We start from the raw sequence: 25,914 nt of genomic DNA, 5'->3' as shown, positions 1-25,914 counted from the left end.
TGTAGTGAGCGGGCTTGCCCCGCGCTGGGGGGCGTAGCCGCCCTAAATCCGGTCACCTCGGTATTCCTGAAACACCACGGCGTCCTTGTTGGGGCGGCTGCGCCCCCCAGCGCGGGGCAAGCCCGCTCACTACGAGGCTTCGGTGTAGCGGTTGGTTGGTACTTGCAGGCCCAGGTTGTCGCGCAACGTATGGCCGCTGTACTCGGTGCGGAACAACCCGCGTTGTTGCAGCACCGGCACCACCCATTCGGTGAAGGATTGCAAGCCGTCCGGCAGGAGCGAATTGATGATGAAACCGTCGCTGGCACCGGCCTCGAACCAGGTCTGGATCGCATCGGCAACTTGCTCCGGAGTGCCGACGAAATCACGCTTGGGCCGTGAGAAGCGCAGCGCCACTTCGCGCAGGGTCAGGCCCTCGTCCCTGGCCCATTGCTTGATGCGGTCGGAGCCGCCTTTCTGGCTGTTGGAACCCAGGTCGCCGAGCTCCGGGAAGGCGGCGTCCAGCGGGTATTGGCTGAAATCGTGGTCGTTGAACGGGCGGCCGAGGGCGACGATGGCGTCTTCTACGGAGACCAGATCGACAGCCTGCTGATAGCGGCTTTCCACCTCGGCGGCATCGCGCCCGATGATCGGGCGGATGCCCGGCAGAATCGCCAGGCTGTCGGCATCGCGGCCAAAGCCTTCGGCGCGCCGCTTCAGATCCTGGGTATAGGCCAGGCCTTCCTCGAGGCTCTCCACATGTACAAAAATCGCATCGGCATGCTGTGCGGCGAAGTTACGCCCGTCTTCCGAGGTGCCCGCCTGGAAAATCACCGGCTGGCCCTGGTTCGAGCGGGCGATGTTCAGCGGGCCTTTGACCGAGAAAAACTCGCCTTTGTGGTTCAGCGCATGCAGCTTGCCGGGGGTGAAAAACTCGCCGCTCTGCTTGTCATAGACAAAGGCGTCATCTTCCCAGGAGTCCCACAGACCCTTGACCACGTTGAGGTGTTCCTTGGCGATGCGGTAGCGCACGGCATGCGGCGGATGCTCGGCTTTGCCGAAGTTGTCGGCGGTGCCGCTGAGCCACGAGGTGACGACGTTCCAGCCGGCACGGCCGCCGCTGATATGGTCCAGGGAGGCAAACTGGCGCGCCACCTGGAAGGGCTCGGTGTAGCTGACGGTCACCGTCGCCACCAAACCGATATGGGTGGTCTGTGCCGCCAGTGCCGAGAGGAGGGTCAGCGGCTCGAAACGGTTGAGGTAATGCGGGCTGGATTTGGCATGAATGTGCAGGCTGTCGGCGATAAATACAAAGTCGAACCTGGCACGTTCTGCCAGCGCGGTCTGCTGCTGGTAGAAGCCGAAATTCGTACTGGCATTGGGTTGCGCCTGCGGGTGGCGCCATTCGCCCCAGCCGTGGCCGACACCATGGACCATGGCGCCCAGTTTCAAATGGCGTGGCTTGAATTGACGTGGCTTGCTCATGTGCGGCTCCTGGCTCAGCGCGAGGCTTGGGAAGTGGGGAAACGGGTGGCGTTGAAGCTCCTGTCGAACCCCTGGGAGACGTCGATGCGTCGGGGGAGCAGGCCCTCTTTCTGATAGGTATCGGCCGTGGCTTGCAGGCCACTGATCACCGAGTCGTCGATGGCGACCGGGCTCAGGTGCGTGTCTTTGGCCACTTCCACATGCACGGCCAACGGCAGGCCGGTGATTTTGGCCTGGGCGGCGGCGTATGCATCAGGGTGCGCGTTGGCCCAGGCATAGGCGCGGTCGACGCGAGCGACAAAGTCGTCCAGTTGTACACGCTTGTCGGCGATCGCCTGGCTGGTCGCCGCGAAGTACAGGTGATTGCTCAGCAACCGATTGCCGCTGACCAGCACGCGGGCCTGGCTTTGCGAGGTGACCACGGTGGTGTAGGGATCCCAGGTGGCCCAGGCGTCGACCGTACCGTTATCCAGCACCAGGCGGGACTCACTGGGCAGCAGGAAAATGAACTGCACATCCTGGGTGGTCAGGCCGGCACCGGCCAGGGCCTTGATCGCCAGGTAATGGCCGATGGAGCCACGCCCGGTGACGATCTTCTTGCCCTTGAGGTCGGCCACCGTCTTGATCGGCGAGTCTTTGGGCACCAGCAGGGCAGTGGTGTTACGCCCTTCGGCGTGGATGATGCTGACCACCTTGAGCGACGCACCGGCCCCCAGGGCGAACACATACGGTGCATCGCCGAGCGCACCGACATCCACGGCGCCGGCATTCAGCGCTTCACCCAAAGGCGAGGCGGAGGGGAACTCCGACCATTGGATGGCGTAGGGCACATTGCGCGTTTCGCCGGAGGCTTCCAGGAGCGCCTTGATCGTGGATTTCTGGTTGGCAACACGCAGGGGTTGCAGGTCGGCGGCGGCGACTATGCCAGCCAGCCCCAGGGTCAAGGCGGTGCCCAGCAGCAGGCGTTTGAAGACGAGGGTCAAGACCATGGGATGCAGGCTCCAGGCAGATCAGAATAAGGGTTCGGCTACCTCCGCCTGGAGAAGGGGTCGGTGAGGAGTTAACGTTATTCCCATAAAAACCTGCTGTGAAGTTCTTTTTGGTTATATGTTAATTATTAAAAAAAGTGATTATTTTAGTTTGTAAATATTCTTAAAGTGCATTTATTGTCGGCACGCTTGGCGTGTGATGGAGGGAGGTGAGCCTTGCATGCGAGGATGCCCCGAAGCAGAATCCGCAGCTTTCCAAGGACTCGCACAACAAGGATATCCATGCCGTTGAACACGCTATTCATCGCTTCGCTGGGGCTTTTAGCGCTGGCGCAAACATCACTCGCCTGCGCGGAGAACGCCAATGGCAAGAACCTCTATTTCCAGAGGTGCGCCATGTGCCATGGCGCCGATATCAAGGGAACGGGGCCGCTGGCCAATAAAAGCACGCCGCCCACGCCCGATCTCACCACCCGCGCTTTCAAGAAGCGCCTCAGTGATTACCCGGGCGTTATCGTCGCGTCGGTCATCCTTCGCCCCAATGGCGACCTGATTCCCAGGACTTTGCGAGAGAACGGCGTCAAGATTGCGCCGTTCGCTTGGGGCGTTAAGGACTTTCGCGACTTGAATCAGTACATGACGGATGTGATTTCGAAAGCCCAGTGAGGGTGGGCTCAGATCACATAGAACCCATGGGTGCCATCACGCGCCAATTGCGCCACCAGGCCGAACTCCCAATCCAGGTACGCCTGCATGGCTTCCTTGGGGTTGTCGGTGCCCTCATACGGTCGGCGATAGCGGTCGATACGTGGTGAGGCCAGGTGGGTTTCGCCTTCTTCCAGCGGCAGTTGCGCATTGATCCAGCCAGCGGTGCCGTCTTGCAGCAGGAACACTTGCTTGCCGGTGATGGCCTCGACTTCAGCCACTGCCAGGCGCGCCAATTGGCTGCTGCCACAGGTCAATACGTAGCGTTGGGCACTGGGCACCTTGGCCAGGGCCTGGGGCAATTGTGCGCGCAGCACCCACCAGGCCCCCGGAATATGGCGTTTGACGTAGTTGGCACTGGCGGTGAAATCCAGTACCACGGTATCGCCCTGGTCCAACCAGTCGGCGAGGGTGTGAGGGCTGATCAATTCGGCCTGGGGCGGCGCAGGTACGGGGGCGACCCACGCACCTTGTTCGCTGAGATCGGACGCTTGCACATCATCCAGCACATGCACCTCCCAGCCCATTTGAGCGAGCCAGGATGCAGACATATTGGCGCGCACGCCATCGTCATCCACCAGTACCAACCGCGCCCCGCGGACGCTGGCGACATGGTCGGTTTCCTGCACCAACTGGCCACCCGGCGTGGAGCGTGCGCCCGGTAGATGGCCGGCTTCGAATTCTTCCGGGGTACGTACATCGAACAGGTAAGTGGTGCGCGCGGGTTGCTGCTGCCAGCGGTGCAGGTCTGCCAAGGTGGCGCGGCCGACGCGAGCCTTGTCGGCGACGCGGCGTGCCGCCTGGGCGGCTGCCTGGCGATGCTCTTCGCTGGTCGGCGCAAAGCGGCGCGACTGGCCGTGGGCAAGCTTCTGCCCGGCCAAGGTCCAGCCGATGGTGCCATTACGCAAGGCCGAGACCGGGTTGGCCACGCCGGCATTGATCAGCGACTGGGTGCCGATAATGCTGCGGGTGCGCCCGGCACAGTTGACGATGATGCGCGTGGCGGGATCGGGGGCCAACTCGCGGGCGCGCAGTACCAGTTCGGCGCCGGGTACGCTGATACCGGTGGGGATGCTCATGGTCTGGTATTCATCGAAGCGGCGTGCGTCGAGCACCACCACATCGGCCTGGCTATCGAGCAGGGCCTGCACGTCTTCGGCGGCCAGCGACGGCGTATGGCGTTCGCTTTCCACCAGTTCGCCAAAGGCTTTGCTGGGCACGTTCACGTCGATAAACAGCTCGCCACCGGCCCGGCGCCAACCGTCGAGGCCACCGTCGAGCAGGCTGACCTGGGTGTAGCCCAGCGCAACCAGGCGCTCGGCGGCGCGGGCGGCCAGGCCTTCGCCATTGTCGTAGACGGTGACCGGGGTATCGCGTCGTGGAATACGCGAATACACCTCCAGCTCCAGTTTGGACAATGGGATATTCGCGGCGAACAACGGGTGGGCTTGGGCAAACGGCGCTTCTTCACGCACGTCGATCAGGGCGACTTCTTCACGGTCCAACAGCGCCTGGCGAATCCGGGCGAAGCTTGCAGTCGATACGGTGCTCATAGGGCAGGGCTCTTTTCTTTGGACAAATCCCAGATGTTCGGGAGGAAGGCGTTGGAGTAACCGGAGATAAACAGCTTCTCGCTGCCGTCGGGCTGGTACACCGCGCGGCGCACGGCACCGATGTTGGCGCCGTACACGTGAATGCTGATCGACACCTGGTCACGGTAGGCGTTGCTGACCTGATGAATATCGCCGACCTTGGGCGACACCGCCTCGACCTGGCCTGGCACCAATTGAATCGACTTGCCTGCGGGCTTCAGGCTGCCATCGGCGGCGCGTTCGAACCCCTGGGAATACTCAGCGCCGCGCAACATACCGATCAACCCCCACACCCGATGGTCATGAATCGGTGTACTTTGCCCCGGCCCCCATACAAAGCTGACGATGCTGAAGCGCTGGCGCGAATCGGCATGCAGCAAAAACTGCTGATAGCGCTCGGGGTCGGGTTGCGCGAAGTCATCAGGGAGCCAGTCATCATGGCTGACCAGGGATGCCAGAAGCTTGCCACCCCGGTGCAGCAAGTCGCCTTCGCGAGGGTGGCCGTCGATCAATTCCGCCAGGGCGCCTATGAAGGCTCTGAGTCTCTCGGGGTGCTTGGCCTGGGTCATGACAACTCCATCCTGTGGTCGCTGGTGATGGTTTTATATAAGCATAATATCTGAGCTTAATATGCTATTTATTAATGATTAGCTTATAGCTGAAGGTAATTTAGAACTGGTCCGAATAGCGTTAGACGTTATTGATTACAGCCTGGGCTATCCAGGCAACGCGCCTGCAACTATGCTTCCCACACATCTTAATGACGCTTCTCTATGTGCGGCCCAAATGAAAATTGACGATATCGATGCCTTTGTCGAAGTGATTCGTTGCCAGTCCATCAGCCACGCCGCCGAGTCGTTGCAACTGACCCAGCCGGCCATCACCCGCCGCGTGCAGAACTTCGAGCAGGCGCTGGGCGTGGAGCTGTTCGACCGCAACACCAAGCCACTCAAGCCTACGCTGATCGGCACCCGGGTTTATGAACAATGCCGGTTGATCTTGCGCGAGATGGATGCCCTGCGCGAACTGGTGGCCACCGACGCACCGCCCACCGGCGTGTTGCGCCTGGGCGTGCCGCAGACCCTCGGCGACGTGGTGTTGCTGGACGCGCTCAAGCAGTTGCGCAGCGACTACCCCGACCTGCGGGCCCAGGTCGCCACCGGCTGGGGTAGCCAGTTGGTCGGCAAGATCGAACGTGGCGAACTGGATGCCGCGGCCGCGTTGTTTCCGGCGGGCAAGATCTTCCCTGACAACATCGTCGGCGAGTCCATCGGCAAGATGGAGTTGGTGGTGGTGTGCGCCAAGGCCCAACTGCCGAAAAAGCCGGGCAAGTTGGCGGATGTGTACCAGAGCGGCTGGATTCTCAACCCTGATGGCTGTGGTTTTCGCGCCGGTTTGCAGCGCACCTTGTCCGACCAGGGCCTGGCGTTGCGCGTGAACCTGGAAACCTTCGGCACCGAGCTGCAACTGGGCCTGGTGGCGGATGGCTTGGGCTTGGGCCTGGTGCCGCGCCCTTTGTTGGAGCGCAGCGCTCACCGCGAGCAATTGGCGGTGATGCCACTCAAGGATTTCAAGCCGGTGATGGATCTGTGGCTGATCTATCCGCACTTCCTGGGCAACTTGCAGGGGCCGGTGGATGCGTTCGGCAAGTGGGTGGCGGCCTCGCTGCAGAAGATCCGAGCGGCGGCATGATATGAAAAAAAATAATAATTAGCTTAGATTAAAATGTGCTTTTTATTATTTTTCGGCATCCCCTAGGCTGCCTGGACGTCCTTAAGGCCATCCAGGAAGTTTGCCATGAGCAGCGTCACCTCTATCTCCAGCGTGTCCAACACGGTTCGTCAACGCGTGACTCCAGAAGAGTGGGAGGTACGCGTCAAGTTGGCCGCGGCCTATCGCCTGGCGGCGCTGTACAAGTGGACCGACCACATCTACACGCATTTCTCCGCCCGCGTGCCGGGGCCGGATGAGCATTTCCTGATCAATGCCTTCGGTTTGCTGTTCGATGAAATCAGCGCTTCCAACCTGGTCAAGGTCGACCTCGACGGCACCCTTGTCGACGACCCGACGGGGCTGGGCATCAACTACGCCGGCTACGTGATCCATAGCGCGATCCACGGCGCGCGGCCGGATTTGCAGGCGGTGTTGCACACTCACACCCGCGACGGCATTGCGGTGTCGGCGCAAAAGAATGGCTTGCTGCCGATTTCCCAGCATTCCATCGCGTTCTCCGGGCGCGTGGCGTACCACGGGTATGAAGGCGTGGCGTTGGACCTGGACGAGCGCGAGCGGCTGGTGGCGGACCTGGGCGACAAGAGTGTGATGATCTTGCGTAATCACGGGCTGCTGACGGCTGGCGTGAGTGTCGAGCATGCGTTCCAGCAACTGCAAAGCTTGGAGCGTGCGTGCAATATCCAGATCGCGGCGCAGGCGGCGGGGAATGAAGAACTGATATTTCCGCCCGCAGAGGTGGTGGCCAAGGTGGAGGAACAGGCCAAGGTGTTCAGCAACGGTGAAGGCCCGGGCGTGGCGCGGCATTGGAACGCGTTGATCCGGCAGCTGGAACGCAGCGATACCGACTACAAGAACTAATCTTTAAGCTAAGTGATAACAAAATGTGGGAGGGGGCTTGCTCCCGATAGGCCGCGCAGCGGCCTCAAAAATGGGCCTGCTACGCAGTCCATCGGGAGCAAGTCGAATCGTCGCACCGCCCCTCCCACGGTGACAGCGCAAGCCTTAACTGACAGGCATTAGGGCTTGCCCCTCCTGGGCTTTATGTCTTACGCGACTTGCTGCGTTCGTTGCGCGACCAACTGACGGGTGAGGGGGATCAAGCGCTTGCCGTAGTCAATCGCGTCATTGAGCGGATCAAACCCACGGATCAGGAACGTGGTAATGCCCAGATCGTAGTAATCCAGCAAGGCTTCGGCGACCTGTTCAGGCGTGCCCACCAACGCTGTCGAGTTCCCCTGCGCGCCGAGCAAGCCGGCGATCCCGGTCCACAAGCGCTTGTCCAGCCGTGCTCCTTGTGCCGCCGCCGCCAGCAACCGACGGGAGCCTTCATTCGGGGGGGCGCGGCGCACAAAGCCAGTCTGCTCGGCCAACGCCGTGGCCTGCTGCAAGATGCTTTCGGCACGTGCCCAGGCGGCCTCTTCGGTTTCGGCGAGGATCGGCCGCAGCGACAGACTGAAGCGAATCGTGCGGCCGTGCCTGGCCGCTTCCGCGCGCACCAGGGCCACGGTTTCGCGCACCTGCTCGTAGGTTTCACCCCAGAGCGCATACACGTCGGCATGTTTGCCCGCCACCGCGATCGCCGCCGCAGAGGAGCCGCCAAAGTACAGCGGAATATGCGGCTGCTGCGGCGATTTCACCGAGGAGTGTGCGCCTTCGACCTGATAGTAGGTGCCGGCGAAATCAAAGGGTGTTTCGCTCGTCCATTCCTGGCGCACCACACTCAGGTATTCGTCGGTGCGCGCGTAGCGCTCGTCCTTGCCGATATGGCTGCCGTCGGCACGCAGTTCGCGGTCGTCGCCGCCGGTGATGATATGCACGGCGGTGCGTCCGCCGTTGAATACATCCAGGGTGGCGAACTGGCGAGCGGCCAGTGTGGGTTGGGCAAAGCCCGGGCGATGGGCGATGAGGAACTGCAGCTTTCGAGTGACGCTGGCGGCATGGGAGGCAATCAGCGTGCTGTCCGGGCTGTTGGAATGGAAGGCCACCAGGGCGCGGTCGAAACCTGCCTCCTCGTGGGCGCGGGCCACGGTTTCGACATACTCGGGTTGCAGCACCGGGCCGCTGCGCGGGTGGATTTCTGAGGCGTGATGGCCGCCGATATAGCCGATGAATTCGATGCTCATGGTCACTCCTTGTTGGGTTGGGGTTCAACACCTCCACCGGGCAAGGGGTCGGTTATCCGGGTCAAAAGTAGGGCGGGGAGCGCGCCTTGTAAAATGCCGATTGGTTCTAACCTAATCATTAAAGAGTAGAATTACTCGTTATTGTATTTATCAGTAATTTGCATTTTATCGGTGTCAGGCAGGCGCATCCGCCAGCGCAATGCTCGGCTGGTCGGCATTGCCGCTGGCCCCCATGCGGTCGGCCAGGTAACGCGCCGGCGGTTGGCCCACGGCCTTGCGGAACATGGTGATAAAGCCACTGGCGTTTTCATAACCCAGGTCCAGCGCCACCGTTTGCACGCTGTCGCCCTTGGCCAGGCGTTGCAGGGACAGAATCACGTGCAACTGCCGGCGCCAGCGACCAAAACTCAAACCCAGTTCCTCCAGCAACAACCGCGTCATGCTGCGCTCGCTCATGCCGATGCGGATGGCCCATTGGCCGAGGCTGGATTTGTCGGCGGGATCAGCCAGCAGGCTGTCGGCCAGGCGGCGCAGCCTCACGTCCTGGGGCATGGGCAGGTGCAGGTCTTCGATGGGCGCTTCGGCCAGTTCGTCGAGCAATGTATTGATCAGGCGCCCCTGGGCACCGTCGACGTCGTACAGCGGCGGGAAACTCACCGCCTTGCTGATCAGCTCGTGCAACAGCCGCGACACCGCCAGGGTGCAGCACTGCTCAGGCAAGGCATGGGCGGCGTCGGGGTCGATCAACAGGCAATAGATCTGCGCTTCACCCGACCCGCGTGCCGCATGGAAGGTGCCGCCGGGAATCCACAGGGCGCACTGCGGCGGCACGATCCAGATACCCGCTTCGATCTCGCAGTGGATGACCCCGCGCAAGGTGTACATCAACTGGCCTTTGCGGTGGGCATGCTGCTGATGTTCCCAGGTGACCGAGGTGCTGCTGGCGCCCACTCCCACCACGGCGCGAGGGAAAATGTCGGCGTCCCTGGACATCGAAGGGTCGTGCATATCAAGGCGGTGGTGTCTCATGGCGGGCTTGGCACATTGGCTGAATTGCGAAATAGTTTGGCTATTCTGTGCAATGCCGTCCAGTGCCTGGCGCTCTATGATGAGAGTCACTCTCATTAAGGTGAGTTTTAAGGAGCAATGCCATGCGACTCGACAGTTCAACATTTCCCATCGTCAAAATCGTTTTCGATGCCCCCAACGATGGCGGGCCGGAGGATGCCTTCCTGGTTTTCGAAGGCCTGCTCGCCCGCCGGCAACCGTTCCTGCTGCTGCACGAAAAAGCCGTGGACGAGAACAACTATGCGCACTCCCACGAAGAGCGCAAGCTTGCGTCCCTCTGGATGAAGAAGAACAAGCCGGCGCTGCAGGCGTTCGTCAGAGGCATGATCCAGGTGGAACCCAGCGCGGCCAAGCGCCTGGCGCTCAAGCCGTTTACCGTGACATTCGGCAAGGCCTGGGGTTACCCGTTGCTGGTGGTGGAATCCAGGGACCGGGCCTGGGCGCTGGCGCGGGATGTGCTGGATGAAGAGGTGTCGGATGTGGCGCATTTTTGAGGGCATGCCGGCTGGCCTGTGGCGTGGGGGTAGCTCCCTTGCCACAGGCATTTCAGGTATTCTCCGCGCCCCGCTTATCACCGATTCCAAGAAAGATGACAGGACAAGACATGCAGGCGCTGCTGGAGTCGATTCTCGACGAAGTACGCCCCCTGATCGGCCTCGGCAAAGTCGCCGACTACATTCCCGCGTTGGCCGACGTGCCCGCCAACCAACTCGGCATTGCGGTATACGGCAACGACGGCTCGGCCTACTGCGCCGGTGATGCCCACACCCTGTTCTCGGTACAGAGCATTTCCAAGGTCTTCAGCCTGGTCCAAGCCATCGATCACGGCGGTGAAACCATCTGGGAACGCCTGGGCCATGAGCCTTCCGGGCAACCGTTCAACTCGCTGGTACAGCTGGAATTCGAACGCGGCCGCCCACGCAACCCCTTCATCAACGCGGGTGCGCTGGTGATTTGCGACATCAACCAATCGCGGTTTGCCGTGCCGATTCTGTCGATGCGGGACTTTGTACGACGCCTGTCGGGCAACCCGCAGATCCTGGTCAACAGCATCGTCGCCGACTCCGAAGCCCAACACGGCGCGCGCAACGCGGCCATGGCCTACCTGATGAAATCCTTCGGCAACTTCCACAACGACGTGGACGCCGTGCTGCACAGTTACTTCAACTATTGCGCGCTGCAGATGAGCTGCCTGGATTTGGCCAAGGCATTCAGCTTCCTGGCCAACGAAGGTACCAGTGCCCACAGCGGCGAGCAGATCCTGACCGCACGCCAGACCAAGCAGGTCAACTCGATCATGGCCACCAGCGGGCTGTATGACGAGGCGGGTAACTTTGCTTATCGCGTGGGTTTGCCGGGCAAGAGCGGGGTGGGTGGCGGGATCGTCGCCGTCGTGCCGGGGCAGTTTACGGTGTGCGTATGGTCGCCGGAGTTGAATGCAGCGGGGAATTCGCTGGCGGGGATGAAGGCGCTGGAGTTGTTGAGTGAGCGGATTGGGTGGTCGGTGTTTTGAGTCGTTGAGCGCGTTCCCACGCTCCGCGTGGGAACGAGCTGTTACCTCAGGCCTTACGTTTTACAAACAGATCCACCATCAAGAACAGCGCCCCGGCGGTAATCGCAATATCTGCGATATTGAACACCCCGGTATGCGTCGGCCCCACGTTCAACACCAGGTAGTCAACGACATGACCGTCGCGAAAGACACGGTCGATCAAGTTGGCGATACCACCGAGGGCAATGGCATAAAGCGGCAAGACTTTACGCAGGGGTTGATTCCAGTTGGACAGCGACCACCCCATCGCCCAGGCCACCACGACGGCAACCCCCACGATAAAAACCAGTTGTTTGACCTGAGGGGGGAGGGCAGCGCCCAGGCTCAGGAATGCGCCGGGATTCAGGCTCAGCTCCAACGCAAGGTTGAACGGGGTGGAGCCGATTTTGAAACTGTTGGCTTGTAGTGAAACCAAAGCCAGAAGTTTCACCAACTGGTCCACGGCAATAAAGGTGATGCCGGCGAGGAGGGCGAAGGTGCGGCCTCGCAGCAGGGACGATGTGCTCAAGCGGTAACTTCCTGTTCCGGGTCTGTCGGGAGGGCGCCTGAAGATAGCTCAGGCGCCTGGTGCCGTCCACGCTCACGCCGCTAGGTGAGTGAGATCGTCCCCACGCTCCGCGTGGGAACGCATCCCGTGACGCTCCGCGTCACCACTGCGCGTGATTCGAACCTCGTACTAAGCGACGGGACGCGGAGCGTCCCAGGCGGCATTCCCACGCGGAGCGTGGGAACGATCATGGTAGGTGTTTTGAGTTGTTGAGCTCGTTCCCACGCTCTGCGTGGGAATGCATCCCGTGACGCTCTGCGTCACCATTGCGCGTGATTTAAACCTCGTACTAACCGATGGGACGCGGAGCGTCCCAGGCGGCATTCCCACGCAGAGCGTGGAAACGATCAGGCGTGACCGCGTAAAGCGCCTGTCGGCCAAGATCGTCCCCACGCTCCGCGTGGGAATGCATCCCGTGACGCTCCGCGTCACCACTGCGCGTGATTCAACCTCGCACTAACTGATGGGACGCGGAGCGTCCCAGGCGGCATTCCCACGCAGAGCGTGGGAACGATCATCTCAGCGTGATGGGGGCTCCACCCAAAAAAAATGCGCCCCTGAGGGCGCATTTTTTGTTCAGTCAGCAATCGCTATCAAGCAATCGCATCCCACGCACGATCACCGTGCTCATCCTTGATTCGGGTCGGCAACCCCATCACGTCCAGCGCCTTCAAGAACGGCTCAGCCGGCAGTTCCTCGACGTTGACCATGTGTTTCACATCCCACTCGCCACGGGCAACCAGCAGCGCGGCGGCTACCGGTGGCACGCCTGCGGTGTAGGAGATGCCCTGGCTGTCCGTCTCGGCATAGGCTTCTTCATGGCACGCCACGTTGTAGATGAACATCTCGTGGGGCTGGCCATCCTTGGTGCCTTTGACCAGGTCACCGATGCAGGTCTTGCCGGTGTAGCCCGGAGCGAGCGACGACGGGTCGGGCAGCACGGCCTTGACCACTTTCAATGGCACCACTTCCACGCCTTCGGCGGTGGTGACCGGCTTTTCCGAAAGCAGGCCGAGGTTTTTCAGTACGGTGAACACGTTGATGTAGTGCTCGCCGAAGCTCATCCAGAAACGCACATTGGGCACGTCGAGGTTTTTCGACAGCGAGTGCACTTCATCGTGGCCGGTCAGGTACAGGTTCTGCGAGCCGACGACGGGCAGGTCGTCAGTGCGCTTGACTTCGAACATGGTGTTGCTGGTCCACTGGCTGTTCTGCCAGCTCCACACCTGTCCGGTGAACTCACGGAAGTTGATTTCCGGGTCGAAATTGGTGGCGAAGTATTTGCCATGGGAGCCGGCATTGACGTCGAGAATGTCGATCGAATCAATGCGGTCAAAATGCTGTTGCTGCGCCAGCGCGGCATACGCGTTGACGACACCCGGGTCGAAGCCCACGCCAAGGATGGCCGTGATGTTCTTCTGTTTGCACTCTTCCAGGTGGTTCCATTCGTAGTTGCCGTACCACGGCGGGGTCTCGCAGACCTTGCCCGGCTCTTCGTGGATGGCGGTGTCGAGGTAGGCAACGCCCGTATCGATGCAAGCGCGCAGCACCGACATGTTGAGGAACGCGGAACCTACGTTGATGACGATCTGCGATTGGGTCTCGCGGATCAGGGCCTTGGTCGCTTCCACGTCCAGGGCGTTCAGCGCGAAGGCTTGGATGTCGGCGGGAACCTTGAGGCTACCCTTGGCCTTGACGCTGTCGATGATGGCCTGGCATTTGGAGATGTTGCGCGACGCGATAGCAATACGACCGAGTTCGTCGTTGTGCTGCGCGCACTTGTGGGCCACCACCTTGGCGACACCTCCTGCACCAATGATAAGAACGTTCTTTTTCAATTGCTTTATCTCTCCTTTATCCGCCAGCTTACGAAAGGCTGGACAGGTAGTCGTCGTAACCAAATTCACGAACCACTTCGACGGTACCGTCGAGTTGTTTCACTACGATGGACGGCATTTTCAGGCCGTTGAACCAGTTTTTCTTGACCATGGTGTAGCCTGCGGTGTCGATGAACGACAGCCGATCGCCGATGGCCAGCGGACGATCAAATTGATACTCGCCGAAGATGTCACCGGCCAGGCAGGATTTGCCGCACACCATGTAGGTGTGGTCACCCTCGCTCGGCGCCAGCTTGGCGTTGAGGCGGTAGATCAGCAGGTCCAGCAGGTGGGCTTCGATGGAGCTGTCTACCACGGCGAGGTGCTTGCCGTTGTAGAGGGTGTCGAGCACGGTCACTTCCAGGGAGGCGCTGTTGGTGATCGCCGCTTCGCCGGGTTCCAGGTACACCTGCACGCCGTATTTTTCGGAGAAGGCTTTCAAGCGCGCGCAGAATGCGTCCAGCGCATAGCCTTCACCGGTAAAGTGGATGCCGCCGCCGAGGCTGACCCACTGGACCTTGTGCAGCAGCTCACCGAAGCGTTCTTCGATGGTGCCCAGCATCTTGTCGAACAGGCTGAAGTCGCCGTTCTCGCAGTTGTTGTGGAACATGAAGCCGCTGATCTGCTCGATCACGCCTTCGATCTTCACCGGGTCCCACTCGCCGAGGCGGCTGAACGGACGCGCCGGGTCGGCCAGCAGGTAGTCGGAGCTGCTCACTTGCGGGTTGACGCGCAGGCCGCGGGTCTTGCCTTCGCTGCGCTCGGCAAAACGCTGCAGTTGGCTGATGGAGTTGAAGATGATCTTGTCGCAGTTATCCAGCATCTCTTCGATTTCATCGTCGGCCCAGGCCACGCTGTAGGCGTGCGCCTCGCCTTCGAACTTCTGGCGACCGAGCTTCAACTCATACAGCGACGACGAGGTGGTGCCGTCCATGTATTGCTGCATCAGGTCGAACACCGACCAGGTGGCGAAGCACTTGAGGGCCAGCAACGCCTTGGCGCCGGACTGCTCGCGCACGTAAGCAATCTTCTGCATGTTGACCAGAAGTTTCTGTTTATCGATGAGGTAGTACGGCGTTTTGATCATTTTTGAGAGCCTGCGGCGGTGCCTGCCAAAAAAGGACACGCATTGTGCCCGCACTTGGATCAGATCGAAAGGTTAGCGAGCGGAATTCACCGCGCGCGTTTGCAAGTTACGCAGCTTGTGTGACTTTCTATCGCTATGATGGTCCGCCTGGGCACGTGGTCCTGGAGTTGTCGACGGGAGGTCATGATGGATGCATGGACGTTGCACTGGCTGGAGGCGTCTGGCTCCCTGGCAGAGTTTCATCAGGTGTTGAAGGAGGAGTTCGAGCTGGCCTACCGTGCGATTGCCCGCCGTATGCCGCCGCCGCGACTGGATGTGCTGGTCCAGCGATTGCCCGGCGAAACCATCGCTGAACTCGGCCTGGTCGGGCGAGCCTACCGTAGCACGATGTTCTCCATGACCCTGGATCCCGACAATCCGAATTTTGCCGCCAGCCTCAAAGGCGGGGCCGTGCGTCGGCATATCGTTCACGAGGTGCATCATTGCCTGCGCATGGCGGGGCCGGGTTACGGCTGGACGCTGGGTGAAGCACTGGTCAGCGAAGGGCTGGCCGGGCAGTTTGTGCAGCATGTACTGGGTAGCGAGCCGGAGCCTTGGGAGTGCGCGCATGGCCTCGAAGCACTGCAAGCTGCGCCGGTGAGCCTGAGTGAGCTTGAAGCGACTTACTATGATCACAACGCGTGGTTTTTCGGCACGGGAGACAAGCCCAGATGGCTGGGGTACGCGTTGGGTCATCAGATGGTCGGGCGATGGTTGGCGACGGTTGGGCAGCCGAACACCGAGGCTTGGGTCAACGTTTCCGCCCTGGACATACTTGCCGTGGCGTTTGAAGAGGGCATGCTGATTCGAGGCTGAATGCCAAACCTGTTGCAGTCAGCGGGCCTCCTTTTTCAATCGAGAGGGTAGGGGCCCCCCCCCTGAGTTGACATCAAACCGTCATCTCCCCACCACCGTCCTGCCATATTGCGCCTGTACTGTCCTCGCCAATGAGATCGATCTCAAGCGAGCGACAATGACTGACCTGAAAGACGTAGCAAGGCTGGCTGGCGTATCACGCGCCACCGCCGCGCGCACTTTTGCTTCCCCCGACCAGGTGCGACCGGCCACCCGTGAACAGGTGTTCGCCGCGGCCCGTGAGCTGGGGTTCCGTCCCAATCTGCTGGGCCGCCAACTGCGCCTGCAAACCACCCGGTTGATCGGCGTGGTGGTGCCCAACTTGCTCAACCCGGTGTTCGCCGAACAGTTCCAGGCCATGGAGCGTGCGGCACGGCTGCGCGGTTACAGCCTGCTGTTGGCGACCACCGACTACAGCAGCGAGCGCGAAAGCAGTGTGGTGGAAGAGCTGCTGCGCCAACGGGTCGACGGCTTGGTGCTGACCGTCACCGATGCCGAAAGCAATGCGGTGCTCAGTAGCCTGAATACCGAGAAAACCCCGTTTGTGCTGGCGTATCACCAACCGGGCAATCCCGATTACAGCGCTGTGTCGGTGGACAACCGCGCGGGCATGGCGCTGGCCACCCGCTATTTGCTCGAGGCGGGCCACCGACGCATCAGCATGGTCGCCGGTCCCGCGTTGCAGTCGGACCGTGCGCGCTTGCGTTACGCCGGTTATTGCGACGCGATGCAGGAATACGGCCTGCGCATCCGTCCGGTCATCGAAATGCCCGCCCACACCCAGGCCGAATACGCGGTCATCGCGCCGTTTCTGCAAGGCGCGCAGGCGCCCAGCGCACTGGTGTGTTCCAACGACTTCCTGGCCATCAGCCTGATCGCCGAGCTGCGCCGCAACGCCTGGAACGTGCCCGAACAGTTGTCGGTGATGGGCTTTGACGGGATTGCCCTCGGTACCCAGATGCACCCGACCCTGTGCAGCGTGGTGCAGCCCATCGCGCTGCTGGCCAGCACCGTGATTGACCAATTGTTGGCGCAGATCGCAGGTCTTGCCCCGACGTCCCATTGCCTGCCTTGCCATATCCGGCCGGGCGAAAGTACTCAACCCCATCAGGAGACTCTTAATGCGCACACTGCGTAAAACCCTGGCCGCCGTGCTGCTGTTCGGCACCGCCAGCCTGGCCCAGGCCGCCGAGACCGCGATTTGCTACAACTGCCCGCCGGACTGGGCCGATTGGGGCACTCAGTTGCAGGCCATCGCCGACAGCACGGGTGTGCACGTGCCGCTGGACAACAAGAATTCCGGGCAGTCGCTGGCGCAACTGGTCGCCGAAAAAGCCGCACCGGTAGCGGACGTCGTCTACTACGGCGTGACGTTCGGCCTGCAGGCGCAAAAGGCCGCAGTGGTCGACGCCTACAAACCCCGGGCTTGGGAGCAAATTCCGGCAGGCATGAAGGACCCGGCCGGTCACTGGTTCGCGATCCACTCCGGCACCTTGGGCATCATGGTCAATGTTGATGCGCTCGGTGGCCTGCCGGTGCCGCAAAGCTGGGCCGACCTGCTCAAGCCGCAATACAAAGGCATGGTCGGTTACCTTGACCCGTCCAGCGCTTTCGTCGGCTACGTGTCGGCGGTCGCGATCAACCGCGCCATGGGCGGCGACCTGGACAACTTCGCCCCGGCCATCGACTACTTCCAGAAACTGGCGAAAAACGCCCCCATCGTGCCCAAGCAAACTGCGTACGCACGGGTGCTGTCCGGCGAGCTACCGATCCTGGTGGACTACGACTTCAACGCCTACCGCGCCCGCTACAAGGACAAGGCCAATGTCGCCTTCGTGATCCCCCAGGAAGGCAGCATCAGCGTGCCGTATGTCATGAGCCTGGTCGCCAACGCGCCGCACCGTGCCAATGCCGAGAAGGTCCTCGATTTCGTGCTGTCGGACCAAGGCCAGGCACTCTGGGCCAAGGCTTACCTGCGCCCGGTACGGGCGATGAAAATGCCCGCCGATGTTGCCGCGCAGTTCCTGCCCGACAGCGACTACGCCCGCGCCGGGGTGGTGGACTACGCAAAAATGGCCGCCGTGCAGGAAGCTTTCGCCGCCCGTTATTTGAACGAGGTCAAGTAAGTGGCAGCAAAACGCATGACCTGGCCGCTCGCGCCGGCCCTCGCGCTACTGCTCGCGTTCTGGCTATTACCGCTGGCGCATCTGATGCTGCTCGGCGCCGAGAGCCGTGACGGCCAGGGCAGTGGTTACTGGCAGGTGCTCAGCAGCGCGCAGTATCTGGGCAGCCTCGGGCAAACCCTGGTCCTGGCCGTAGTGGTGACAGCGGTCGCGCTGGTGATCGGTGGCATCAGCGGCGTATTCCTCGCTCGCCAGCAATTCTTCGGGCGTTCGGCGCTGGTCGCGTTGCTCACCTTTCCGTTGGCGTTTCCCGGTGTGGTCGTGGGGTTCCTGGTGATCCTGTTGGCCGGGCGCCAAGGACTGTTCGCCGCACTGGGCCTGCAACTGGCCGGTGAGCGTTGGATCTTTGCCTACTCGCTGGCGGGGCTGTTCGTGGGTTACCTGTACTTCTCGATCCCACGGGTGATCCTCACGGTGATGGCGGCGTGCGAGAGCCTCGACCGCAGCCTGGAAGAAGCGGCCCACTCGCTGGGCGCCGGGCACTGGCGCGTGGTGTGCGATGTGATCGTGCCGGGCCTGGCGCCCGCGTTGGCGTCCTGCGGGGCGATCTGTTTTGCCACGTCCATGGGGGCCTTCGGTACGGCCTTTACCTTGGGCACACGACTGAATGTCACCCCGGTGGCGATCTACAACGTATTCACCAACTACGCCAACTTTGCCGTCGCCGCTGCGCTGTCGGTGGTGCTCGGCGCGGTGACCTGGGCGGTGTTGTTGCTCACGCGACGCCTGGTGAAGAACTCGGGGACTGTGCTGTGAAGCGTTCATCTTTGTTTGTCATTCAATTGCTGTTCACCCTGCTGGTATGCGCCTTCATGTTGGTGCCGGTGCTGATGTCGTTGCTGGCCGGGCTGACGCGCAACTTCTTCGTGGGCTTGTCCAGCGGCTTGACCTTCGATTGGTTGCTCCAGGTGTGGCAGGCCTATTCGCCCACGGTGTGGTTGTCGCTGCAACTGGCCCTGGCCTGCGCGGTCGTTGTCTGCGTGATTGGCGTACCTGCGGCCTATGCCCTGGTGCGCATGAACAACCGCTTCAGCCGCGCCTTCGAAGAATTGATGGTGCTGCCGGTGGCGATGCCGGGGTTGGCCAGTGCGTTGGCATTGCTGTTGACCTACGGCCAGTTCGGCAGCTTTCGCAGCAGTTGGTTGTTCATCCTGGTCGGCCACGTGCTGTTCACCTTGCCGTTCCTGGTCCGCCCGGTGATGGCGGTGATGCAGCGCCAGCAACTTCCGGTGCTGGAGGAGGCCGCCGCAAGCCTTGGCGCGGGGCCGCTCAAACGTTTCTTCAGCGTGGTGGTGCCCAATTGCCGGGCAGGGATCCTCGCGGGTGTGCTGATGGTGGTCACCCTGTCCCTGGGTGAGTTCAACCTGACCTGGATGCTCCACACACCGATGACCAAGACCTTGCCCGTTGGCCTGGCCGACAGCTACGCCTCGGCGCGTCTGGAAATAGCCAGTGCCTACACCCTTATCTTTTTGCTGATGATCGTGCCGCTGTTGATTGCGTTGCAGGCCATCAGTGCTCGTTTGTCCCGTGGAGAGCGTCGATGACCGCTATCACCCTTGATCTGAAAGGCTGTCGCAAGGCGTTCGCCGACGGCACCGTGGCCGTGCATGACTTGAACCTGACCGTCGAGGGCGGTGAAACCCTGGCGATTCTCGGGCCTTCCGGATGCGGCAAAACCACCACGCTGCGCCTGATCGCGGGGCTTGAGCGTCCGGATGTGGGCCAGGTGTTTTTCGGCGATCAGGATGTCACCCGCCTGCCCATCGAGCGTCGCGACGTGGGCATGGTGTTCCAGAACTATGCGCTGTTTCCCAACCTGGATGTGGCCGGGAACATTGTCTATGGCCTGAAGATTCGCGGCCTGTCGGCGCCCGAGCGCAATAAGCGCTGTGAAGAGTTGCTGGAACTGGTGGGCTTGCAGCACCACGGCAAACGCAGCATCCACGAACTCTCCGGCGGCCAGCGTCAGCGGGTGGCACTGGCCCGTGCCTTGGCGCCACGCCCGAAGGTGTTGCTGCTGGATGAGCCGTTGGCAGCCCTCGACGCGCAACTGCGTGAACGCCTGCGCAGTGAGCTGAATGAACTGCTGCGTGGCCTCGGTATCACCAGCGTGTTTGTCACCCACGACCAGGGCGAAGCCATGGCCCTGGGCGATCGCATCCTGGTGATGGAACACGGCCGTGTCGCCCAGCTGGCCAGCCCCCGCGACATCTACCAGAAGCCGGCCAACGCCTTCGTCGCCGGGTTTGTCGGCAACCTCAATGCCTTCTCGGTGCTCGGGCAAACGCCGCACGGCCTGAAAGTGTGTGGCGGTGAACTGCCGTGGCAGGCGCCCGACCAGCCCGGCACGGTGTATTGCCGCCCCGAACACCTGCGGGTGATGGAAGGCGAAGGGCACTTGTACGGCCACGTGGTGGCGCAGTTTTTCCAGGGCGCGCAAAGCCGCCTGATCGTCGAAGTGGGCGGCCCGCAACCGCTGCTGGTCGACAGCCAGGATAACCAGTTGCATGCCGTTGGCGCGCCGATTGCCCTGGCGATCGCGCCGCACATGTTGTTCACCCTGAATGCTTGAGAATTTATGTTGAATCGTCCGTTTCTAGTCGCGCAGATCAGTGACCTGCACCTCAAAGCCGGCCAGCGCCTCACCTATGGCGTAGTCGATACCCTGGGCGCGCTGCGCCGTGCCGTCGACCATTTGAACGCCAGCCACCCCCGGCCCGACATCGTAGTGATCAGCGGCGACCTGGTGGACTTCGGCCGCGCCGATGAGTACGCCGTGCTGCGCCCCGAACTCGCGCGCCTGCTTATGCCGTGCTACCTGGTGCCCGGCAATCATGACAACCGCGGGGCGCTGTTGGATGCATTCCCCGAGCATGCCTACCTGCCGGTGTCGGCGGATGGCCCATTGGATTGGGTGGTGGATGAATATCCGCTGCGTTTGATCGGGCTTGACTCCACGATTCCCGGCGGCCATGGCGGCCAGTTGCTGGACAGCCAGTTGCAATGGCTCGACGAGCAATTGTCGTTACGCCCGCACGCGCCGACTTTGCTGATCCTGCACCACCCGCCGTTTATCAGCGGTATTGGCCATATGGACCGTGAGCCCTTCATCAATGCCGCAGCCCTGGAACAACTCGTCTCGCGCCATTCGCAAGTCGAGCGCCTGTTGTGCGGGCATTTGCACCGTCCCATGCAGCGGCGTTTCGGTGGCAGCCTCAGTTGTGTATGCCCCGGCACGTCCCACCAGATCGTGCTGGATTTGCAAGACGCCGCGCCCGCGCATTTCAACCTCGAGCCGGCGGGTTACCTGTTGCATCGCTGGGATGCGCAACACGGCTTGATCAGCCACAACGGCGTGTTCGGGGAATACCCGGGACCGTATCCGTTTTATGACGCCCATGGATTGATTGACTGAGGTCTTACGGAGGTTCACTCGCTCAACTAAGTCTCTGACCGTTCGTTAGCGCACCGGCCCACTCAAGTGCGGTCGCGTGCATCCTGCTGCTTATTTTTTGCGCCCGGAACCTGGATTCCGCGCCGGAGTTCGTCCTGATGAAAGCTACTTTGAATGTATTAAGCGTATTGACCGGCGGCCTCGGTCTGGCCCTGAGCCCCTTGGCCTCGGCTGATTTCCTGGGGGACAGCAAAGCCAACCTGGGCCTGCGCAACTTCTACTTCAACAACGACAACCGTGACGGCGCCGCCGCACCGTCGAAGACCGAAGAGTGGGGCCAGGCGTTTATCCTCAACTATCAATCGGGCTTTACCGACGGTACCGTCGGCTTCGGCCTGGATGCGGTCGGCATGCTCGGGGTGACCCTCGACAGTGGCGCCGGGCGCCACGTCGGCAGCTCGATGATCCCCAGCGATGACGGCAAGGCCACCGACAACTGGGCGCGTGGCGGTGCGACGGCCAAGGCGCGTTTTGCCAAGACCGAAGCGCGTTACGGCTACCTGCGCCCAAACCTGCCGATCCTGGTCAGTAACGATGGTCGCCTGTTGCCGCAGTCCTTCGAGGGCGGGCAAATCACCAGCAAGGACATCGACAACCTGACCCTCATCGGCGGCCAACTGCAACACACCACCGGCCGTGGCTCCAGCGACAGCAGCGGCCTGGCGGCGGCGGGCGGTACCCGGGAAAGCAATAAATTCAACTACGCCGGTGCCGACTACCAAGTGAACAAGGACCTGATGGTCCAGTATTACTACGCCAACCTCGAAGACTATTACCAACAGCACTTCGCCGGCTTGATCCATGTGTTGCCGCTGGGTGACTACGGCTCGCTGAAGACGGATCTGCGCTACTTCAAGACCACGTCCGACGGCAAGAACAGCAGCGCCGCCGGCCGTGCCGAGGGCTACAAGTTCGGCGGCTATACCAAAAACGGCAGCGGTGAAATCGACAACAACACCTGGAGTGCGGCGTTCATCTATTCTCTGGGCCCACACGCGATTACTGCCGGTTACCAGCAGGTGTCAGACGACAGCAACTTCGCCCAACTCAACCAGGGTGGCCTGGTGAACAAAGGCGAGGGTGGTTCCAGTCTGTACCTCTACACCGACCGCACCGTGCAGACCTTCATCCAGGCGGGCGAGCGCACCGCGTTTGCGCAATACGCCTATGACTTTGCTGCCTTGGGTGTACCCGGCTTGAAGGCTTCGGTGATGTACTTGAAGGGTGACCATATCCAGACCGCCAGCGGCCAGGATGCCAGCGAATGGGAACGTGATATTTCCCTGGATTATGTGGTGCAGAGCGGCACCTTCAAGAACGTCGGGTTCGGCTGGCGTAACGGTATGTCACGCAGTGAAGTGGCCAGGGACCAGGATCAGAATCGCTTGTTCGTGAGCTATTCGATTCCCCTGCTGTAAACCCATTGTAGTGAGCGGGCTTGCCCCGCGCTGGGTGGCGCAGCCGCCCCAACAAGGACGCCACGGTGTTTCGGGACGACCGAGGTGCCTGGATTTGGAGCTGCTTCATCACGCGATAGCACCTGCCCCTGAAACAGGACTGTAGTGAGCGGGCTTGCCCCGCGCTGGGCGGCGCAGCCGCCCTAAACCCTATCGCCGCAGTGTTTCAGGAAGACCCAGGTGCCTGGGGTTGGGGCGGCTGCGCCGCCCAGCGCGGGCAAGCCCGCTCACTACAACGACCACAAACGTACAAGAGTGTTGCCAATCGCCCTCAGTAGACTCAAGGCATTCTTTTTACTGCAGGTTCCCCATGGATATCTTCCTCTACGCCTTCAGCGTCATGTACAGCCCTGGCCCGGTGAATTTCATGGGCCTCAACGCCGGGCTCACCGGTCAGTTTCGTCGCTCTACCGGGTTCTTCGCCGGCGTGGGGTGCGCGATGTTGGTGTTGTTCGTGCTGTTTGGCTATACCGGCGAAGCGATCATTTCCCACGCGGCATTGCCGTACATTTCCCTGGTGGGCGGGGTGTACGCCTTGTACCTCGCCTATCAGGTGTTCACCGCCCGTACGGTAGTGGATGAAGACACTTCAACGGCACCGGCCAAAACCCTCAAGTTCTGGAATGGCCTGGTGATCCAGCTGCTCAACCCCAAGGGCATCATGGCGGTGTTGCCGATCACCAGCGTGATGTTGCCGGCGGCGCATATCACCGGGCTGGCCATTGCCAGTGTTTCTGCCGCGTTGGCCTTCGCAGCGTTCGGCGCGCCGTGGATGTATGCGTTGCTCGGGGCTTTGTTGGGGCGGCGGATCAATGGCGCGTCGGCGTTCACGTTGTTCAATCGCTGCATGGGTGTGGCCCTGGCGGTCTGTGCCTATTTCATGTTTCTCGCGTTTTACAGGCATCTGAGTGCAACATGAGGAAAACTTGTGTTTGTCTCAAATAGTATGAGTTTGTCTCACTATCGCGCCGCTCCTTTGCTGTTAGGGTCAAGCGATGAAATCCGTGGTTTGACCCAGGGGGAGAGTGATGAGCATGCCTGCACAACCGGCCGAGGCGGTCGTTGAATTTTGGAAACGGGCCGGACCCAAGCGTTGGTTCGCCAAGGATGCTGCGTTTGACGCGGCCTTTCGCGACACCTTCTACGAAACCCATATGCAGGCCGCCCGTCGCGAACTGGAAGACTGGCTGGCGTCGGCAGAGGGCGCGTTGGCCTTGCTGATTCTGCTGGATCAATACCCACGCAATGCCTTTCGCGGCACCGCGCATATGTTCGCCACCGACCCCCTGGCGCGGCTGTATGCCCGGCGCATGGTGGACGCGGGGTTGGATAAGCTGATCGAACCTGAGCTACGTGCGTTCTGTTATTTGCCGTTCGAGCATTCCGAAGACCCGGCGGATCAGCAGCGCTCGCTGGCGCTGAATCAGCAACTGGATGCCCGTACCTTTCATTGGGCCAAGGAGCACGCGAACATCATCGAACGGTTCGGGCGTTTTCCCCATCGCAACGCGGTGCTGGCCAGGGCTACCACCGAACCAGAGCAGGCGTTCCTCAAGGCGGGTGGTTTTGCGGGTTAAGCCTTGGCGGGGGCCGCCGTTTCCAGGGGCTCGGTCGAGCGAAATCGCCGCAGACCCTTGAGGTCGATCGCCCAGCGCAGGGCCTCGGTGGCCGAAGGACGGGGGCCTTGGCTGATCGCGTGTTCATCCTGGGTCAAGGCGCCGAGGTAGCCCTGGGCGCCGCTTCGCTCGCTCCAATAGTGGGTGTGGCTGAGCCAGGAGCGTGCGAGCCAGCCTTTGCAGCGACCCACAGTGACCGGCAAATCCAGCACGCCATTGCCCATCACCGGCTTGACCGGGCCGCCGACGATGTCGCCAAACAGGCCGTAAGGTGCGGGGAAGTAGAGGTTGGTCCAGCGCGTCACCGCAAACGCGGCGGCATGGTGCAGGTAGAGCGGGGTGAAAGCCTGCCCACCGAGCGTGACCGGTTGGCGGGCGCTGTAGCCGTAGCCTTGGTCATCCTTGGTGGGCGGGCAGGCCGGGGCTTCATGACGCTCCATGCGTTGCTTGAAGTCGCTGACGCTGCGGCCCAGCAACAGGCTGGCATGCGCCATCGGGCTGCCCACGGTGACCAGGTCGGTGATACGCCAGGGGTTGCCCAGGTTGCGTTGTTCGATAAAGGCCGCGGCTTGCTGTTCGCGAAATCTCAGGGTGCTGCCCAGGCCGCCATCAAGGGCCGCGCCGGCGTCGGGCAGCGCTTGCTTGAGCACCGGTTGCAGCGGTTCGTGGTTGGCGTAGCGTCTGGCCAATTCGTGATTGCTGGGGATGACCTTGTTCAGTTGATCGTGATGCTCGTGCCACAGGTAACCGACGATGTCGTAGGCAATCACGCTGCCCAGGCTGTGGCCGACCACGATGATCCGGTCGTAGTCACCCTGGTTATGCAGGGCGCGCAACAGCGCTACGCCATCGGCGCGGATCTGTTCGCGCACCACGACATTCTGCGGGTTGGGGCTCAGGTATCGCGCCGCATCACCCAGGTAGGACAGGGCGGAATAGCGTAATCCGAGGCCGATGGCGCCCAGTAGCAACGGCACCAGCGCGAAGGGGTTGTCGGTGTGATCGAAGCGGCCCCAGGTCGTGGCCAGGGTGCCGCTGGCGATCAGCAGCAAAAGTACTAGTAGTGTCCAGCGCGTGGTGCGCCAGATCGGCACGATCGCGTCGGGAATATCCCGGCGCGGGCGCTTGAAGAGGTCCCACAACCAGCTCAGCAGGTGGCCAAGCTTGGTGCCCTGCATCTTGTGGGCCCAATAATATTCGTAGAAGTCGGTGGACGTGCGGCCTGGCGACTTCAATACGCGCAGGTCGAAATTGCGCGACAACCGATCCGGCTTGCTCCAGTAGAAGGGTTTTGCGTCGGGCGTGTTCGCCGGGATCATGGCGTCCACAAAGCCATGCAGGGTGTCCATCGGGCGCTGTTCGCCGATGCCGTGGATGACCACAACCGCTTGTTTCATGTGCTATTCATTCCTTGAAGGCCACGAAGGGGGAGCGATGTCGAGAAATCGCGAATAGCCATAATATTGCCACTACCCGTGCTATTCCTGCCAGGAATGCCCCCATAAAAAACCTGCATTTTCTTTACCAACGCATATCTCGTAGCGTGGCACTTCACCCAAGGAGACTCGC

The 25,914-nt window shown here is 61.6% G+C and carries 25 protein-coding genes; 15 read left to right on the top strand and 10 right to left on the bottom strand.

The genetic code is table 11. From position 1 onward, the window contains the following. Window positions 1–129 precede the first annotated feature (129 nt). Together MJP36_RS19115 and MJP36_RS19110 are read right to left on the bottom strand one after the other, a co-directional pair. Window positions 130–1,464, bottom strand: a complete 1,335-nt coding sequence (locus MJP36_RS19115) for an LLM class flavin-dependent oxidoreductase (RefSeq protein WP_244383756.1) — start codon at window positions 1,462–1,464, stop codon at window positions 130–132. A gap of 14 nt (window positions 1,465–1,478) precedes the next feature. Continuing rightward, window positions 1,479–2,453: an ABC transporter substrate-binding protein gene (locus tag MJP36_RS19110; RefSeq protein ID WP_104993412.1), complete on the bottom strand. Its 975-nt coding sequence runs from the start codon at window positions 2,451–2,453 to the stop codon at window positions 1,479–1,481. Between the two features lie 282 nt (window positions 2,454–2,735). On the opposite strand from MJP36_RS19110, the gene MJP36_RS19105 reads away from it, so the two are divergent. Continuing rightward, window positions 2,736–3,119, top strand: a complete 384-nt coding sequence (locus MJP36_RS19105; RefSeq protein ID WP_060755304.1) for a c-type cytochrome — start codon at window positions 2,736–2,738, stop codon at window positions 3,117–3,119. An 8-nt stretch (window positions 3,120–3,127) separates the two neighbouring features. Here the strand turns inward: MJP36_RS19105 and MJP36_RS19100 are convergent, their stop codons facing one another. Next, on the bottom strand, window positions 3,128–4,711 hold the full coding sequence (locus MJP36_RS19100) for a rhodanese-related sulfurtransferase (protein WP_244383755.1): 1,584 nt from the start codon (window positions 4,709–4,711) through the stop codon (window positions 3,128–3,130). Then, on the bottom strand, window positions 4,708–5,319 hold the full coding sequence (locus MJP36_RS19095; protein WP_244383754.1) for a cysteine dioxygenase family protein: 612 nt from the start codon (window positions 5,317–5,319) through the stop codon (window positions 4,708–4,710). Before MJP36_RS19095 ends, MJP36_RS19100 begins: the two co-directional genes overlap by 4 nt. Window positions 5,320–5,536: 217 nt before the next feature. Here MJP36_RS19095 and MJP36_RS19090 point away from each other — a divergent pair, with 217 nt between their 5' ends. Together MJP36_RS19090 and MJP36_RS19085 are read left to right on the top strand one after the other, a co-directional pair. Next, on the top strand, window positions 5,537–6,442 hold the full coding sequence (locus MJP36_RS19090) for a LysR family transcriptional regulator (protein ID WP_060755301.1): 906 nt from the start codon (window positions 5,537–5,539) through the stop codon (window positions 6,440–6,442). A 105-nt stretch (window positions 6,443–6,547) separates the two neighbouring features. Continuing rightward, window positions 6,548–7,342 carry a class II aldolase/adducin family protein gene (locus MJP36_RS19085; protein ID WP_104993415.1) on the top strand — a complete coding sequence of 265 codons (795 nt, stop codon included), beginning with the start codon at window positions 6,548–6,550 and terminating at the stop codon, window positions 7,340–7,342. A 188-nt stretch (window positions 7,343–7,530) separates the two neighbouring features. Here the strand turns inward: MJP36_RS19085 and MJP36_RS19080 are convergent, their stop codons facing one another. Both MJP36_RS19080 and MJP36_RS19075 read right to left on the bottom strand, forming a co-directional pair. Then, the gene (locus MJP36_RS19080) at window positions 7,531–8,607 is read right to left on the bottom strand and encodes an LLM class flavin-dependent oxidoreductase (RefSeq protein ID WP_244383753.1); all 1,077 of its coding nucleotides are present in this window, start codon (window positions 8,605–8,607) and stop codon (window positions 7,531–7,533) included. Window positions 8,608–8,781: 174 nt separating this feature from the next. After that, window positions 8,782–9,636 (bottom strand): AraC family transcriptional regulator, encoded by an 855-nt coding sequence (locus MJP36_RS19075; RefSeq protein WP_198761946.1) that lies wholly within the window; start codon window positions 9,634–9,636, stop codon window positions 8,782–8,784. Window positions 9,637–9,758: 122 nt separating this feature from the next. Between MJP36_RS19075 and MJP36_RS19070 the strand changes: the two genes are divergently transcribed. Continuing rightward, on the top strand, window positions 9,759–10,169 hold the full coding sequence (locus tag MJP36_RS19070) for a hypothetical protein (RefSeq protein ID WP_104993417.1): 411 nt from the start codon (window positions 9,759–9,761) through the stop codon (window positions 10,167–10,169). Between the two features lie 110 nt (window positions 10,170–10,279). Beyond that, window positions 10,280–11,188 (top strand): glutaminase B, encoded by a 909-nt coding sequence (gene glsB, locus MJP36_RS19065; protein WP_090371624.1) that lies wholly within the window; start codon window positions 10,280–10,282, stop codon window positions 11,186–11,188. A 46-nt stretch (window positions 11,189–11,234) separates the two neighbouring features. Here glsB and MJP36_RS19060 read toward each other — a convergent pair whose 3' ends face one another. The 3 genes from MJP36_RS19060 to MJP36_RS19050 all read right to left on the bottom strand — a co-directional run bounded on the left by MJP36_RS19060 (window position 11,235) and on the right by MJP36_RS19050 (window position 14,738). Continuing rightward, entirely contained in the window at window positions 11,235–11,735 is a 501-nt protein-coding gene (locus tag MJP36_RS19060) for a signal peptidase II (protein WP_244383752.1), read from the bottom strand. A gap of 632 nt (window positions 11,736–12,367) precedes the next feature. Next, window positions 12,368–13,612: a saccharopine dehydrogenase family protein gene (locus MJP36_RS19055; protein ID WP_244383751.1), complete on the bottom strand. Its 1,245-nt coding sequence runs from the start codon at window positions 13,610–13,612 to the stop codon at window positions 12,368–12,370. Between the two features lie 28 nt (window positions 13,613–13,640). Then, complete coding sequence (locus MJP36_RS19050; protein WP_090371620.1) at window positions 13,641–14,738, bottom strand: carboxynorspermidine decarboxylase; 1,098 nt, start codon at window positions 14,736–14,738, stop codon at window positions 13,641–13,643. 186 nt (window positions 14,739–14,924) lie between these two features. Between MJP36_RS19050 and MJP36_RS19045 the strand changes: the two genes are divergently transcribed. The 10 genes from MJP36_RS19045 (at window position 14,925) to MJP36_RS19000 (ending at window position 24,306) form a co-directional block, all read left to right on the top strand. Beyond that, window positions 14,925–15,593, top strand: a complete 669-nt coding sequence (locus MJP36_RS19045; protein WP_244383750.1) for a DUF2268 domain-containing putative Zn-dependent protease — start codon at window positions 14,925–14,927, stop codon at window positions 15,591–15,593. 157 nt (window positions 15,594–15,750) lie between these two features. Continuing rightward, window positions 15,751–16,770, top strand: coding sequence for a LacI family DNA-binding transcriptional regulator (locus MJP36_RS19040; RefSeq protein WP_104993419.1), 1,020 nt, complete (start codon window positions 15,751–15,753; stop codon window positions 16,768–16,770). After that, on the top strand, window positions 16,754–17,758 hold the full coding sequence (locus MJP36_RS19035) for an ABC transporter substrate-binding protein (protein WP_244383749.1): 1,005 nt from the start codon (window positions 16,754–16,756) through the stop codon (window positions 17,756–17,758). The genes MJP36_RS19040 and MJP36_RS19035 overlap by 17 nt, the downstream gene beginning before the upstream one ends. A gap of 15 nt (window positions 17,759–17,773) precedes the next feature. After that, complete coding sequence (locus tag MJP36_RS19030) at window positions 17,774–18,571, top strand: ABC transporter permease (RefSeq protein ID WP_060757197.1); 798 nt, start codon at window positions 17,774–17,776, stop codon at window positions 18,569–18,571. Continuing rightward, entirely contained in the window at window positions 18,568–19,362 is a 795-nt protein-coding gene (locus MJP36_RS19025) for an ABC transporter permease (protein ID WP_161549453.1), read from the top strand. Before MJP36_RS19030 ends, MJP36_RS19025 begins: the two co-directional genes overlap by 4 nt. Beyond that, on the top strand, window positions 19,359–20,390 hold the full coding sequence (locus MJP36_RS19020; RefSeq protein ID WP_244383748.1) for an ABC transporter ATP-binding protein: 1,032 nt from the start codon (window positions 19,359–19,361) through the stop codon (window positions 20,388–20,390). Before MJP36_RS19025 ends, MJP36_RS19020 begins: the two co-directional genes overlap by 4 nt. A gap of 9 nt (window positions 20,391–20,399) precedes the next feature. Beyond that, on the top strand, window positions 20,400–21,233 hold the full coding sequence (locus tag MJP36_RS19015; protein WP_244385648.1) for a phosphodiesterase: 834 nt from the start codon (window positions 20,400–20,402) through the stop codon (window positions 21,231–21,233). Window positions 21,234–21,370: 137 nt separating this feature from the next. Continuing rightward, entirely contained in the window at window positions 21,371–22,690 is a 1,320-nt protein-coding gene (locus MJP36_RS19010; RefSeq protein WP_161549455.1) for an OprD family porin, read from the top strand. Window positions 22,691–23,039: 349 nt separating this feature from the next. Next, window positions 23,040–23,648 carry a LysE family translocator gene (locus tag MJP36_RS19005; protein WP_244383747.1) on the top strand — a complete coding sequence of 203 codons (609 nt, stop codon included), beginning with the start codon at window positions 23,040–23,042 and terminating at the stop codon, window positions 23,646–23,648. Between the two features lie 115 nt (window positions 23,649–23,763). After that, entirely contained in the window at window positions 23,764–24,306 is a 543-nt protein-coding gene (locus MJP36_RS19000) for a DUF924 family protein (protein WP_425226349.1), read from the top strand. Here the strand turns inward: MJP36_RS19000 and MJP36_RS18995 are convergent. After that, entirely contained in the window at window positions 24,303–25,742 is a 1,440-nt protein-coding gene (locus MJP36_RS18995; RefSeq protein WP_244383745.1) for an alpha/beta hydrolase family protein, read from the bottom strand. The two genes, MJP36_RS19000 and MJP36_RS18995, sit on opposite strands and share 4 nt — an antisense overlap. Between the last annotated feature and the right edge of the window lie 172 nt (window positions 25,743–25,914).

Origin of the sequence: Pseudomonas palleroniana (assembly GCF_022836895.1) — a bacterium.
GTDB lineage: Bacteria > Pseudomonadota > Gammaproteobacteria > Pseudomonadales > Pseudomonadaceae > Aquipseudomonas > Aquipseudomonas palleroniana.
Note: the sequence above shows the minus strand (reverse complement) of the source record. Positions and strands in the feature narration are given on the sequence as shown.